The sequence below is a fragment of the Pseudoalteromonas sp. OOF1S-7 genome (assembly GCF_022347765.1).
Taxonomy (GTDB): domain Bacteria; phylum Pseudomonadota; class Gammaproteobacteria; order Enterobacterales; family Alteromonadaceae; genus Pseudoalteromonas.
The window spans coordinates 484,181-497,825 of the sequence record NZ_JAKRFZ010000003.1 but is presented as its reverse complement, the minus strand read 5'-3'; the positions used below and the strand labels follow the sequence as shown (position 1 = coordinate 497,825).

13 protein-coding genes are annotated in these 13,645 nt (G+C 52.0%); 6 read left to right on the top strand and 7 right to left on the bottom strand.

All coding sequences use genetic code 11. The annotated features are described in order from the left end of the window. The first annotated feature begins 3 nt into the window (after positions 1–3). Positions 4–1,035, top strand: coding sequence for a DUF3549 family protein (locus tag MHN33_RS07075; RefSeq protein ID WP_239397298.1), 1,032 nt, complete (start codon positions 4–6; stop codon positions 1,033–1,035). Continuing rightward, positions 1,032–1,334 (top strand): DUF3301 domain-containing protein, encoded by a 303-nt coding sequence (locus tag MHN33_RS07070; RefSeq protein ID WP_046006851.1) that lies wholly within the window; start codon positions 1,032–1,034, stop codon positions 1,332–1,334. The genes MHN33_RS07075 and MHN33_RS07070 overlap by 4 nt, the downstream gene beginning before the upstream one ends. A gap of 455 nt (positions 1,335–1,789) precedes the next feature. Here the strand turns inward: MHN33_RS07070 and MHN33_RS07065 are convergent, their stop codons facing one another. Both MHN33_RS07065 and MHN33_RS07060 read right to left on the bottom strand, forming a co-directional pair. Beyond that, positions 1,790–2,422 (bottom strand): hypothetical protein, encoded by a 633-nt coding sequence (locus tag MHN33_RS07065; RefSeq protein WP_239397297.1) that lies wholly within the window; start codon positions 2,420–2,422, stop codon positions 1,790–1,792. Between the two features lie 170 nt (positions 2,423–2,592). Beyond that, on the bottom strand, positions 2,593–3,249 hold the full coding sequence (locus tag MHN33_RS07060) for a GNAT family N-acetyltransferase (protein ID WP_239397296.1): 657 nt from the start codon (positions 3,247–3,249) through the stop codon (positions 2,593–2,595). Between the two features lie 105 nt (positions 3,250–3,354). Between MHN33_RS07060 and MHN33_RS07055 the strand changes: the two genes are divergently transcribed. The 3 genes from MHN33_RS07055 to MHN33_RS07045 all read left to right on the top strand — a co-directional run bounded on the left by MHN33_RS07055 (position 3,355) and on the right by MHN33_RS07045 (position 4,822). After that, positions 3,355–3,582 carry a DUF2789 domain-containing protein gene (locus MHN33_RS07055; protein ID WP_239397295.1) on the top strand — a complete coding sequence of 76 codons (228 nt, stop codon included), beginning with the start codon at positions 3,355–3,357 and terminating at the stop codon, positions 3,580–3,582. Between the two features lie 192 nt (positions 3,583–3,774). Next, a complete protein-coding gene (locus MHN33_RS07050) occupies positions 3,775–4,047 on the top strand; it encodes a hypothetical protein (protein ID WP_239397294.1) in 273 nt (90 codons plus the stop codon). A 1-nt stretch (position 4,048) separates the two neighbouring features. Further along, positions 4,049–4,822 (top strand): Zn-ribbon-containing protein, encoded by a 774-nt coding sequence (locus MHN33_RS07045; protein WP_239397293.1) that lies wholly within the window; start codon positions 4,049–4,051, stop codon positions 4,820–4,822. Between the two features lie 30 nt (positions 4,823–4,852). Here MHN33_RS07045 and syd read toward each other — a convergent pair whose 3' ends face one another. After that, the gene (gene syd / locus MHN33_RS07040) at positions 4,853–5,398 is read right to left on the bottom strand and encodes a SecY-interacting protein (RefSeq protein WP_239397292.1); all 546 of its coding nucleotides are present in this window, start codon (positions 5,396–5,398) and stop codon (positions 4,853–4,855) included. 61 nt (positions 5,399–5,459) lie between these two features. Here syd and queF point away from each other — a divergent pair, with 61 nt between their 5' ends. Next, entirely contained in the window at positions 5,460–6,305 is an 846-nt protein-coding gene (gene queF / locus MHN33_RS07035) for an NADPH-dependent 7-cyano-7-deazaguanine reductase QueF (RefSeq protein ID WP_239397291.1), read from the top strand. Here the strand turns inward: queF and MHN33_RS07030 are convergent. The 4 genes from MHN33_RS07030 to MHN33_RS07015 are packed head-to-tail and all read right to left on the bottom strand — an operon-like array spanning position 6,292 to position 13,499. Then, positions 6,292–7,215: a peptidylprolyl isomerase gene (locus MHN33_RS07030; protein WP_239397290.1), complete on the bottom strand. Its 924-nt coding sequence runs from the start codon at positions 7,213–7,215 to the stop codon at positions 6,292–6,294. The genes queF and MHN33_RS07030 overlap by 14 nt on opposite strands. Continuing rightward, positions 7,130–8,047 (bottom strand): transporter substrate-binding domain-containing protein, encoded by a 918-nt coding sequence (locus MHN33_RS07025; protein ID WP_239397289.1) that lies wholly within the window; start codon positions 8,045–8,047, stop codon positions 7,130–7,132. Before MHN33_RS07025 ends, MHN33_RS07030 begins: the two co-directional genes overlap by 86 nt. Then, the gene (locus tag MHN33_RS07020; RefSeq protein WP_239397288.1) at positions 8,047–11,763 is read right to left on the bottom strand and encodes a translocation/assembly module TamB domain-containing protein; all 3,717 of its coding nucleotides are present in this window, start codon (positions 11,761–11,763) and stop codon (positions 8,047–8,049) included. The genes MHN33_RS07025 and MHN33_RS07020 overlap by 1 nt, the downstream gene beginning before the upstream one ends. Next, positions 11,763–13,499 (bottom strand): autotransporter assembly complex family protein, encoded by a 1,737-nt coding sequence (locus tag MHN33_RS07015; protein WP_239397287.1) that lies wholly within the window; start codon positions 13,497–13,499, stop codon positions 11,763–11,765. Before MHN33_RS07015 ends, MHN33_RS07020 begins: the two co-directional genes overlap by 1 nt. Positions 13,500–13,645: the final 146 nt, after the last annotated feature.

Below are 13,645 nucleotides of genomic sequence, written 5' to 3'. Positions count from 1 at the left end.
AAAATGACAGCGCAAATTACGACTTTAGGTGAACTACTGACTTCAGCCGGCACGCAATGGCGCGCCTATGATATTGGCCGTCGCATAACCAAAATCGATAAAAAGCAGTTTGCGCAAATTGAAACCACTCAGGTGCCCTACCCTTATCCGCTCGCTGGTCACGCCCTGTTGGCTATCCAGTTTTGGGACAACCAGGCAACCCAGGACCCATACGTGTGGTTTCTGAAACTGCCGCTGGATGAACAGAGCAAGCTGGTTGCCGCCAGCCGTGACCACTTTGCCTCTATGGTGATTGATGCGTTAGGCACTCAGCTCACCGGCGAAGCGGCGCAAGGCAAACTAGATAACAACCCTTATGTATATGCGCCTAACGCCAATAAACTGGCCGCGTTTAATGCTTTACTGAAAACTGAACTCAAACGTCCGGCGTCGCAATATTATGAATATGCCGAATTGTATTTTGCACAAAAGCTGGGGTTGGATCAGTGGCAAAACCTGGCGGTGCAGGGCCTGGCCGACTTTGCTATGCGCCTGGAGCACGGCAGCAATCGTAATAATTTGAAAGCCTGTTGGTCACACCTTCCCGCACAAGTGCAATCTCCTCTGGCTGCCATGCTGGAGCACGTGGCCATTGGCGTTGAGCTGACCGAGCACTTGCTTAGCGGCCTGAAAACGGCAGTAGATAGCGAGGACCTGACAGCCAGTATTAACCACCTCAGAGCCTTATCTGGTAGCCATAGCCTGGGGCTGATTGCTGACGCCGTAGACACTATTCTGGATTCCCCACTCTCTACACAGGCTGATCTGCAACTGACCATTACAGGACGTTGCTGGGAGACACTGACCGACTCACTTAGGCTTGTCAAACTAATGGATTGTGCCGCACACAACACTGAAGTGGACGGCTTATTTGAAAGCATTTTCGCCGATCTGGTTGCAATTCCTACACTGCGCCCACATGTCTTAGCTCTACTTAGAACAGAAAATCGCAGTGAAACACTGTCCAGAGCAATAGGCAGGCTATTTAAACGATGATCACTCTTTGGCTTTTTATTCTTATTGGCGCAGTCATTGCGTTTTTTTGGTTTGGCCGCCAGATAGCAGAAGCGGCACAGCAGCATGCAGTTGGACAAGCTGAAAAACTCAATGTCCAACTACTCAGTGTCGCCTGTGTTAAACGCAGGCTCGCAGTGCTGAGCAATGGCAGGCTGGGAATAAAAAGTCAATTTGCCTTTGAGTTCAGCTCAGATCAGCAAAGTGCCTATACCGGTACTATGCACCTTGAAAACCTGCGTCTTAAGAAAATGGATATTCCACCGCACCGAATGGGCTGATTTGTGTTCATTTAAGAATGATTAACGTGGGGCTGAGATGTAAGATGAAGTAAAGGCGTGATAGTAATATATAGTGTTAACTGAATAAAAAAACCAAGGCGTAACCCTTGTGCTACGCCCCAATCTGACGAATTTCCTGGGAGGTATCCGATACCTCTGCCTACAACAAACTAGCAAGCCGCCAAGCTTCATCATCCCCTGAACGGGTATACATCCTGACACACCCGATCTTCTTCCCTGACTTCATCCGATAGGTTACATCCTGTAGATATCCTTACCGCATCCAAGCACATCCTTTGTCGGCCGATGTGAACTGTTTCGCACCTTTCGACTTCTATTCCCTATTCCTTTTATAAACAACGTCCCTTTGTGTCCTGAGTCTCCCAGACTCAGTCCTCTTCGCCTATCCTAAGCGCTCCTGACATTCCTTTTACTAACATCTTCCTGATGTTATGCTAAGCCTTCCTGACTCCGTCCGCTTCGCTTATCCTAAGCGCTCCTGACATTCCTTTGATTAACATCTTCCTGATGCTATCCTGAGCCTTCCTGACTCCGTCCACTTCGCTTATCCTAAGCGCTCCTGACATTCCTTTGATTAACATCTTCCTGATGCTATCCTGAGCCTTCCTGACCCCGTCCACTTCGCTTATCCTAAGCGCTCCTGACATTCCTTTGACTAACATCTTCCTGATGCTATCCTGAGCCTTCCTGACCCCGTCCGCTTCGCTTATCCTAAGCGCTCCTGACATTCCTTTGATTAACATCCTCCTGATGCTATCCTGAGCCTTCCTGACCCCGTCCGCTTCGCTTATCCTAAGCGCTCCTGACACTCCTTTGACTAACATCTTCCTGATGCTATCCTGAGCCTTCCTGACTCCGTCCGCTTCGCTTATCCTAAGCGCTCCTGACACTCCTTTGACTAACATCTTCCTGATGCTATCCTGAGCCTTCCTGACTCCGTCCGCTTCGCTTATCCTAAGCGCTCCTGACCTTCCTTTGACTAACATCTTCCTGATGTTATCCTGAGCCTTCCTGACTCCGTCCGTTTCACCGCTACCTGGCGCTGGTGTCCTTCCGTCCTTGAACATGATTAAGTTTACGCAATTCTGGACAATGAAAAAGACGCTTTTTCGCCTGCTTTTTTTGTAATTTACTTGAAATAAAAAACGAATCTATAAAATACAAATACTTACACTTCTAATAAGGGTTAAAGCACTAGGCCTAAAACGCCTTCACCTACATCCATGTGAGAAAAGTCTCACAGGTCTTTTTCCATAATGGCGGCTCTAGTCTTAAACAGCAATTCACCCTGAACTGATTTAAAGGTTAAAACCCGAAGTTTTTCATACCCATGCTGGCGAAAGAAAGTATTCTGAACAGCCTCTGAGACAAACACACCCAAGCCACTTGCAAGGGGGTTTTCTTTGACCAACTCGTCCAAAGCGTCCAACAAATGATGCCCCAACCCCTGGCTCTGATAATGTGGCTCAACCGCGATAAAGGATAAAAAATAATAGTGTCCCTGATCCGCCAGCGCTTCTCGAATGGTTTTTTCCTTGTCTATTAATTGTTGCGTTTGCAGATACCCGGCACTCATCATCAATCTTAACCGCCAGTCCCAGCGACGCGATGCTTGCAGCTCAGTTTGCGCTTCAAACACGCAGGCAATTGCAAGCAGAGCATGTTCCTGATATAGCCCAATCAAAGGTTGGGCCGACTGGCCAAAACAAGACAACTCTTCACGGATCAGTGCTCGTAAACGTGACTCATAGGTTTGCTCATCCGAGCCACCCAGAACATCTTTAAATAACTTATCATCATGGTATGCCCTGTAGAGCAGGCTGGCCGCTACGGTACTGTCTTCAGGGAGTAAGTGTTTAATGGTTAATTGTGCGCTGGGGGCCGGGTTATTCATGGCGTTTCCTTGTCTTGTTGTTGTGATTATCCGACAAAATTTACTAGGTCGGTGTCGTAAATCTACTATAGTTATAGCGCACTTTTCAAACAATAAGAGGGGCATATGGACACCAGTGCACATAATCTGAAAAACTTATTTGCTCAACTCGGGCTGGACAACAGCAATGCCGGTATGGAAGCATTTTTTAGTCAGCACAGCCTGCCCAGTGATATGCTGCTGGCAGAAGCGCCATTTTGGAATGAAGGACAAAAACACTTTATTGAAGAATCACTTAGAGAGGATGCTGAGTGGAGTGAGGTCATTGACGAACTTGACGCACGATTGCGATAAGGGGCCACCAACGATAAGGTAGCGCGCAAGCATATCCGGTAAAATACCACGTACGTCTGCTCCCTGCCTGTCACTGGTGCTTTACTCCATCTTTCATGCTGCCGCGCGCTGAGCTGGGCCTCGTTTTACTGGTGATGTTCCGGCGGCTAAGGTGATACAATGCAGTGAGTTTTATTTTCCAGAGGCCGCTTTATGCATCCTGCAGTTTTGAACGCAATTACCGCACTCGTTGCGCAAGGCAAAACCCCCACCGTTGCCACCACCAAAGCCAAACTGGCAGAACCTGTCGCCATGCCCCTGATCATTGCGGGACTGACGGCGTACAAAAATAACCCTGAGCTGTTATCAACACTTGAACAACAAACTGAGCAAGCCGCGCAGCCAAGCCAGGAAACGGGCCAAACTCAGCTGGACCGCATTGAAGCTAAGCTGGACAAACTACTCGCCCTGCTGGAGTCTCGCTAATATGTTTGTGGTTGATCTCACGTTTGACTGTTACCAGGACACCACTCTGGAACTGGCCGAGCAGGCCATCAACCGGCTGGTTAATGCCTTGCGTTTCAATGGCCAAATCATCGGTGATGAATTCCCCACCGTGCTGAAGGAAGGGTTCTTTATCACCCGGGTGATGTGTCCACTTGAAGACTCTTTGCATCCGCTGCATCATAGTCCTTTTGTCAAACATGCCATAGAGCAACTGCAACAGGCGGGATTGCTGGCCCCGAAAGTGAAAGTGATTGGTCAGGATATTCACGCCAATGGCGCCGATCAGTGCCACTCTCCGTCCAGTTTTATTCTCTACACCACCTACGTACACACCTGTAGCCCGTTGTATTGTGGCGACGATTTTCAGCCAGTTCCGCTATACACAATCCCGGCCATCGCCAACGGGGATTACAAGGCATTAATCAAATGGCAGGAAGACTGGCAAGCCTGTGATCAGATCCAGATCAATGGTGCCACACGCTGCGAGTTTGCCGCTCTGAACGAGCTTACCAGCCTGGACAGTGATCTGACCCGTCGCGGGCTGGACCTGAGTAAGCGGATCCGCTATCTCACCAAAAAGCCCGTTTATTACTACTTATACCGGGTTGGTGGCGAGAGTCTGGCACAGGAAAAGGCGCGTAAGTGCCCGGGATGCGGTGAGCACTGGGCATTGGAGGAACCCTGGTTTGGGATTTTCGATTTTAAGTGTAATGCCTGCGAACTGGTCTCTAATATTTCCTGGGACTTTCAGTAAGGGGTGATGAGGGCATCACCCGGCAGGTCTTTAAAACTGTGTCGTTAACTGGCTCAGGAATGCGCTCAGGCTCGGCGCCAGCACGGAATGTGGTGCCTTGCCGACACGCTCAAGGCACACTTCTCCGCTGCTCAGCTGCACAGTGATCAATACATCTTCCTGTGCGGTCAGGCCAATAAAAACGGTATCAGCTTGTTTTAGGCGGCGCTTCATCAGTACATGGCCTGTGATATTCTGCTGCAAACGCTCAAAGTCCGCTTCGTTCCAGGCCTGCAACAACTCAACTTCTTCTCCCTCCAGCATAAGCAGTATATTGCCGCCATAAACCGAGCCGTAAAAGTCATTCAGTTCAGCGCTAAACTGGGTGTCCAGTGCTTTGGCCAGCGCATTCAAGTCACCGCCCGGAGTTCTTGGCACTACCTGCCAGGCTATCAAACCATCACCCCTTGGCTCGCCGGTTTCGCACGGGCTGGGCCATTGTTCGTCATGTTGGATCAGCGGCCAGTGGCCCTGGGATTGCTGCACCGAGTTGGCAAATTTTTCGTGAAGTTCGAGGATCAAAGTGCGCACGCTCATACTGCTATTCTCGCTCATTATTCGCTATAATCGTTGCCATTGTAACTACTAATGGATCAACATGACAGACTACAATAACGCCCCGGAGTTAAAAGCTTCTGTGCTGGGTAAAACCACAGAATACGCCAGTCAGTATGACCCCAGCCTGCTGCACCCTATCGCCCGTAAACTCAACCGCGATCAGATAGCCGTAGACGAGCAGGCATTGCCGTTTTTTGGTGAAGACATCTGGCACGGCTATGAGTTGTCCTGGCTGAACTCAAAAGGCAAACCTCAGGTGGCTATCGCGCGATTTGTATTCCCTTGTCAGAGCAGCCACATTATCGAGTCCAAATCCTTTAAGCTCTATCTGAATAGTTTTAATCAGAGCAAGTTTGACAGCTTTGATGCCGTACGCGATGCCTTGCAACAAGATTTATCCGCAGCAGCTAAATGCGACGTGGCAGTGACGCTGTATGGCCCCGACGACCACGATTGCCTGCCATTTTCAGCGCTGCCGGGCGATTGTATCGATGAGTTAGATATCACGGTAGATGATTATAGCCCGCGCGATGGCCTGCTGGCGCTGCAAAGCGACGAGCCGGTCAGTGAAACCCTGCACAGCCACTTGCTTAAGTCGAACTGCCTGATCACCTCACAGCCAGACTGGGCCAGTATCGTGATCCGTTATGAGGGCGCAAAAATCTGTCGGGAGTCGCTGCTGCGTTACCTGATCTCATTTCGCGATCATAACGAGTTCCACGAGCAGTGTGTTGAGCGCATTTACTGCGATCTGCTGCGCGCGCTCAACCCCAGTAAGCTGGAAGTATACGCCCGTTATACCCGCCGTGGCGGCCTGGATATCAATCCATTTCGCTCCAGCGAGCAAAATCAGACCGCCTTCAACGTGCGGATCAATCGCCAGTAAAGGCCTGTACCGGCACGTTAACGGCACACACATCGGTGTGATTGGCCTGGTGTAAAAACCAGGCTTCCGGACGGTTTTTACGCGCAGCAAGCAAAGCCCGAAAAGCACGACTTTCGGTGTTAAATACCCGAAAACGCTGTTTGTCCGTCTTCTCAATGTCCGCCAGTACCTCAACCGCCAGAATAGGGTTAAAAGGCAGGTTGCCCTGGGGCTGTCGTTGTAATCGTTGAACATGCTCCATACCCGCTAACACCCGGCCAAAAACCGTGGTATTTAAATCCAGATAACGCTGTGCGGTGAGCGTAAAGTAGAACTCAGTCCCGCCGCTGTCGGCATCATTCTGCCGTGCCATGGCAAAGGCGCCAGGGCAGTGAGTCTGCCAGGTGCGTGTCCCCTTGTCGTTTTGTGCCACAGCAAATCCATGTAAAAACCCGCTACGTGGTGCATATCCGTCGACCAGGTTTAAGCTCGTGATCTCCAAAGGCTTGGCCGTTTCCAGATAAAACTCACCAGGGATGGTTTTTTTACCGATTACAGGGCGCTTCTCATCACTTTGGTCTCCCCCCTGTGCGACAAAGCCTTCAACAAACCGGTATATCGACAGCCCCTGATAAAAACCTTCGCGTGCCAGCGCTTTGATATTGCTCACGTGTCCCGGTGCAAGCTCTGAATTCAGCTCAACATAAACCGGGCCACCTGGCAGGGTGATTTTGAGGATATGCTCCGGCTCGACAGTGCGCCAGTCCGTCTCGCTGGCCTGTGCAATGATGTCAGCGGGAGATAGGCCAGTTAACGCTGAGGATGTCTTATCAGTACTGGCCAGTTCAGGGCTTGACTGGCAGGCAGTGAGGGTGAGGAGCAACAGGGCTGCCATGCTCAGTCTTGTTGGTTTGCGTGTTATTATTGTCATTGTATTTTCCTGGTTGATACCACAGTTCGCTCCGTGACAAAGGTGTCTCGGCAGACAAAGTCGGATTCGATAAATTCAGTCGTGTGCGCCCTGCCAGATCCAGCTGTTCAAGCTGCCTCGCAAAGTGACGGCGAAACAGCCACTCGAAGCAACCATCTGCAATTGCCTGTTCAAGGCCCTGTTGCAATAATGCGTGGAGTAATGTATTGGCTTTATCTACAAACAGATAGACGGCTGACGGGTAATGGATCAGCAGCTGAGGTTGCACCATAATATCGCTGCGCGAAGAGAAATCGCCCGCGGCGAGTATATCCAGCGGCACCACATCCAGGCGCTTGCTGCTGAGCATACTCATCGCCTTTGCGGTGTCGTGAAATGCCACCACCTGTAACCCGTTAAGCTCAAACACCACTCTGTCTGGCCAGTCGTGGCGCAGCCCAAACAACACAGGCTGTAACTGCCCCCAGTGTTTAATATCGACAAAATCGGCGGCCCGGCTGGCTGCAATAAATAACACGCGATACCCCAGCAGGCCTTTTACCAGCGGAATACGCACGGCCAGCGCCTGCTGTTCACGCGCCCGACTGGTGACCGACCAAAATACATCAATGCCCGACGGCTTACCAAGCAATCGCACTGCCCGACTTTGCGTTGGGATCCCGGCAACCGGTTTTAATATCACGGGTCTGGGTTGGTAAGACAGTGCTAGTTCAAGCAGCTGTGTCACATAGGGGTCGGCACCAGCAGTCACCCGGATCTCCAGTGGCTGAGGTTCAGCCGCTGCCACAGCGCCCGAGGCACACAGCATCAGTAGCAACAAAAAGCGGCGCATTATTCGTCCCAATCAAACTTATAAAGCAGATCAATACTTTTATACAAACCGCTGGTGGCTTCAATATAAAACTTTGAAAATATCCGATAGCGCACCGCGACCTCACTGAGCGACGCAAACACTCCAACCCGATAACTGACCTGAACACTGGGTGTGAGATAACCCGACACTTCGACCTGAGTATCATCTCCGCTCCCCTTGGCCGCCAGATTCACATCCTGGAACCCTATCGTTTCGCCCGCTTTGGCAAGGTAACCCTTACTGCGGTCTATACTCTGCGACAACAGAAACTGGGCCAGCATGGTATTGTTGTTACTTTCGCCCTCGCCCAGTGGCTGACCATTGAGCAGGTAAGCCAGTGCTTGGGCCTGATCCATCGCAGGCTGCGAATAAATCACCAGCTCAGGGCTGCGAATACTGCCCTTCACTTCGACACCCGCAATCACCCCATCCGCCGTGGTATCCGGGTTACGGATAGCCCGTACATTGATGTAAGGCTTGTCAAGCGGACCATTAAAGCCCAGCTGACCCGTCTCGATACTCAGGTCCTGGCCAAAGGCTTTATACTGACCCTCTCTGAGATTGATCTCGCCACTGGCCAACAGGGCCGACGCAAGCTGCTTTTCCAAAGACAGCTCACCTGTCAGATAAGCATCCAGTCCCATCGCCTTGACCCTGACATCATCCAGCAAACGCACATCCAGGTCGAGGCGATAGTCCATCATCTGATTTGGCTGAGCGGCGCTGGCGCCATCGACTATCACCTGATCGTCACTGACGGCGATCACCCCTTGCGGTAATTCTGCAATTTCAATCCGCCCATAAGGGACAGTCACCGCACCGGTTACTTCACCATACTGGCCGTTATAACGCAGTGACAGATCCGGAGAGATATCCAGTACCACGCCGGGCTGCGGCATCAGTGTCAGCCGCTCACCATTGAGTTTGAGCGCTGCAACCATAGATGACTGCCAGTCAAGCTCACCACTGAGTGCAACCTGCCCTCGCGGTGTAGTATTCAGCTGACCAGTTAGCTGAGCCCGCTGGCCTTGCAATTGCACGTCCAGGTCCAGGTCGCTGATGGCGACGGGAATTTCACTGGCCTTAAGCTGAATATCTGTGGCGCTGAGCTGACCACTGAGCTGCGGCTGAGCCAAAGCACCGTCAATGTTAACCTGACCGGCAATGGTGCCGCCCAGTTCCAGATCTGGCCATAACAAGCGCCGTAACAGCGGGCGGAATTTACCAAGCTCGATGCCGGCTATGTTCACAAAACCGCGCATAGTCTGAGGCTCGGCCTGTAGTGGCATGACCAGCTCACCATTAAAGTGCCCTAGTTTCCTGAGCGCCAGCTGCCAGTCCGCTTTGGCCTGCTGCGCATCACTATTCAGTGCCAGTGAAAAGTTTTCAATTTCAAGCGGTAACGTCGGGGCAATGTTATCCTCGTTGTCGCTGAGCTGCTCTGCCGCGGCACCATACAGGGTAACCTGAGCATCCGACATTGCCAGCTTGCCATCCAGCGCCTGTAACTGGCCCTGCGACCAGGCTGCGCTGGCATTAGCAGATAACTGACCTTGCAGGTTCGCCAGATCGCTAAGTAGTGGATTAAAATGCGTCAGATCCAATTCTTGCACCTCAACGCTGGCCTGGCCCTGAGTGCCATGCTGCGCCGCAAAACAGATCTGCCCGGGTGACAGCGTCCAGCACTGGCGAGCCACTTGTACCTGCCCAGCTTTGACGATAACCGCCGCCGGAGACACCAGCGCCAGCTCACTGTTTTTCAGGTTCAAGCGTCCAGCATCAATCCGGCCTGCCCAGGCTTGCTGAGCATACTGACCGCTCAGGGTCAGCTCGACGCTGCCATCGGTATTGTCGGCCTGCACATTTAGCTGATGCTGGCTTTGATCGCCCTGTGCTGTGACGCTAAGGTCCGTTGCGCTCAATTCACCCACGGTCACCGCAGACAAAGACAAGGAAAGATCGGTCAGCCAGTTTCGAGCCATATCCAGACTCAGTTCCAGTGTGCCGCTGTCGATTGAGGTATCCTGATAACCCAGTTTGCCAAGCTGGCTGTTAAGCGTCAGTTTTGGACTATCAACCGGCCCGCTTGCACTGAACTGCCCGGATAACTGAATATCCGCCGGCATCAGTGCATTGTGCTGGTGCGCTAGTTGCAGCTCGCCTTGCAAGTCCAGTTGCTGATCGGCGGTGCCAGACACCATGATCTGACTCTGTCCATAGCTGAGCCGGACAGCCTGGAGCTCGCCATGTAAGTCGCTGTTCACTTTGCCCTGTGCAATCAGCTGCAGTGGCAAAGCAGCCAGCTGTCCGCTAAGGGTCAGCTCGTTAACCTGTGCCTGCCACTGGTCACCATGCTGCTCAAATTCAAGTTGATAAGCGCCCGACAGCTGAGTTTCATCGAGCGCCAGCCAGGCACCTAAGGGCAATGCATGCAGCTTGCCCTGAAGCTGGCTGCGGATCCCGTCTTGCCAACTTACCTGAGCGCTCAGTTGGGTGTGCGCTTCCCCCAGGCCCAGTGCGGCTTTTTGCAGCGTCAATGCGCTAAGACCACCGCTGGCAGCCAGCTGCACTGTGAGCTGATTATCTGCCAGCGCCAGCTGCTCGCTCAGCGCCACATCGGCATTCGCAGTAAGCTGATAGTCATCCGCCGTGCCTGCTGCACTGAGCGTTAATTGTTGTAACCTGTGCTCTGTGCCAAGCGCGAACTGTTCAGCGCGCACATCCAGAGAGAATGGCCAGTTTGGCTGCACCGGACTCACACTTAAAGCAACTTTACCCTGTGCATTACCGGCAACTGTGGCCGCCAGCTCAAGTTGCCTGAGATCGCCGCTGAATGTAAGGTTGCTCTGGTAATCGGGGTGCTGATAATCCAGTGCCCCTGACACTGTCCAGCTGCTCAAGTCTGCCTGCGCTGTGAGCGCCAGCTGATGGGCGAGATAAGCCAGTGACAAATAACGTACCGACAACCTGGACTGTCTGGCATCTGCACTGAGCTGAAGCTGCTTCAACGTCTGACTGTCTCCCTCATAGGGATGATAACCCAGCTCTGTCACGATGAGTTGTTCCAGGTTAATGGCCATGGGGAGCTGTATGGCGGGCAGCGCCAATGCCGGAATTTCTGTTGGCACTTCAAAAGGCTCAGCAGGTGCCGGCGCTTCAGTTTGTCGGATCTGCACGCTGCGCAGCGCAAGCTTGCTAACCTGAATGCCCTGCTCATCGGCACTGGCTGCCAGCGCCAGCTTAGTCAGGTTGATCTGGTGTCCGGCGACCTTAATGTCTGCCCCACCCAGGCGTAGCTGTTTGATTGCAATGGAAAAGGGCACTGACAAAGGGGTTGTCTCAGCAACAGGCTCTGGTTGCGCTGGCACAGGTGGCTCACGGCCCTGCTCTGCCAGATGCAGCGTTATTTTATCGGCACTGCCAGACAGGCACAGGGTAGCGCAGCTAAACCAATCCAGTGACAGGCTCATCCGGCGCGCACGAAAGTTCAGCTGCTCGTGCTCAAAACGAATATCCAGTACCGCATTGGATAACAGACGCGCCTGAGGCGAGCTGACCTGCAACCCCGGCACACTGTGATTGGCCACCCACACAATAAGCTGGTGACCGGGTAAGGTAAACAGTAGACAAAAGACGGTTACAAACACGCCTGCAACAGCATAGCTAATTCGGCGCAGCCAGATTTTCAATCCCATTACATCTCCGGTCCAATCACAATACTTAAACGCGTGCTTTTACTGTCTTTACTCAGCCCCCAGGCATGATCAAGCCGGATAGGCCCGACCGGCGTCAGATAACGCAATCCAAACCCCGCCCCCACGGCCCACTTGTCTTTAAAATCATCCGTTGCCGTACCGGTATCCACAAACAGGGCAACACGCCAGTTGGGTAAAAACTGATAATTATACTCGCTGCTGGCAGTCGCAAGATATTTACCCCCAAGCAGGTTTCCCTCTTCATCACGCGGTGCCACAGACTGATAGGCAAAGCCGCGTACACTCTGATCGCCACCGGCGAAAAAGCGCATATTAAATGGCACGGCCGAGATATCATCCGTAACAATGGCACCGGCTTCCAGGCGCGTCAGAAAAAAGTGTCGCTGCGCCAGATTTCGCAGCCAGGCATTTTTCCATCGCACCTTGAGTAAAGACGTGGAAGATATGAGTGAATCGCTGGCCAGCTCAATCGAGATCAGTCGCTCATTGCCCCAGTATGGCAGCATGCCACCCTGACTTTGTTTTTTCGCATAACTGATCCCCGGAATGAGCATTTCGGTCTTGAGTGTTTCACCTCCCTGCTCACTGGTTTCATGCTCTCGCTTTAAAAACGCAGTGCGAACCCAGTTGCCGGACGTCAGCCATTGACGCTGAACCTGAATGTTCCAGGTCTTAGTATCGACCCCTTCAGTGAGGTCGTCCTGTAACTGATACCCCCCTAAGATGCGAAACACATCGCTGTTTGGGTCGTTCACCGGAATGGTGTAAGCCGCACTGATATCCTGCTGACGCTGCGACACATTGAGATCTGAAGTCATCGAATGTCCGCCCTGGGTGATCCAGGGTTTGCTCCATTTAAAGCGCGCTTTTGCCCCTAAATCCGTGCTGTATCCTCCACCCACTTCATAGCTGTTGGCTGGCTTATCGACCAGCTCAACACGAATAGGCACCTCGCCGTTTTGTCTGGCTTTGAGTAACGGGTAAACGCGCACACTCTGAAAATACGGCGTTTCATTGAGCGTCAGATTGTATTGCGACAACTTATCTGCAGCATATAACTCCCCCGGCTGAAATGGGCTCAGCGCTTGTGCAAACGCAATCGCTTTAGACTGCGTTGACAATCGTAACGCGCCAAAGCGATAACGCTGGCCTGCCGACAACACTAAGGTCGCAGAAACCTGTTGCTGTGCTTTGTCCACACTAAGCTGTTTTTTTAGCCACTGAAAATCAAAGTAACCCAGCTCCAGCAACAAGCTTTCGATCTGCGCTTTGGTGGCTTCATAGCGGTCATGCCTGACTTGTTCACCAACCTGGATAGCCCCGCTCAGCAAACGGGTACGCAGTGCCCCATCGTCAATGCCCTGTAGGGAGATTTCGACCTGATCCCAGCGCCAGGCATCACCCGGGTCCAGCTCTAAAGTAACGCGACGTGTCTGAGAGTCAAAAGCCAGAGAGAGCGTATGTTGATAGTATCCCAGTGCCTGCAACGCCTTGGTCACGTCTTTATCTATGAGCTTTTTCCTGCGCGGCGTGAATGGCTTGCCTACATATGAAGCTAACAACCGCATCACATTGTCACGAGCTTCATCCGTTAATTCAGTGCTGCCTGACGCACTGTGGATGGTAAACTCTGTGATACCAGATGGGGGACTGGCCCAGGACTGAAATGAAAAAAGCAGCGCAACGAGGATGGCACTAAACGCAGATAAACGCACTAAATAACCCTATAATTCACATTGGCATTATCATACCACAGCAAGATAACACTGACATGGCGAGAAGCACTTTGGCAGTGCGTTATTTTTATGCGCTTAGGCGTAAATTTTTGCCCTCAGTGCTTTTTATTTTGTGTTGGATAGCG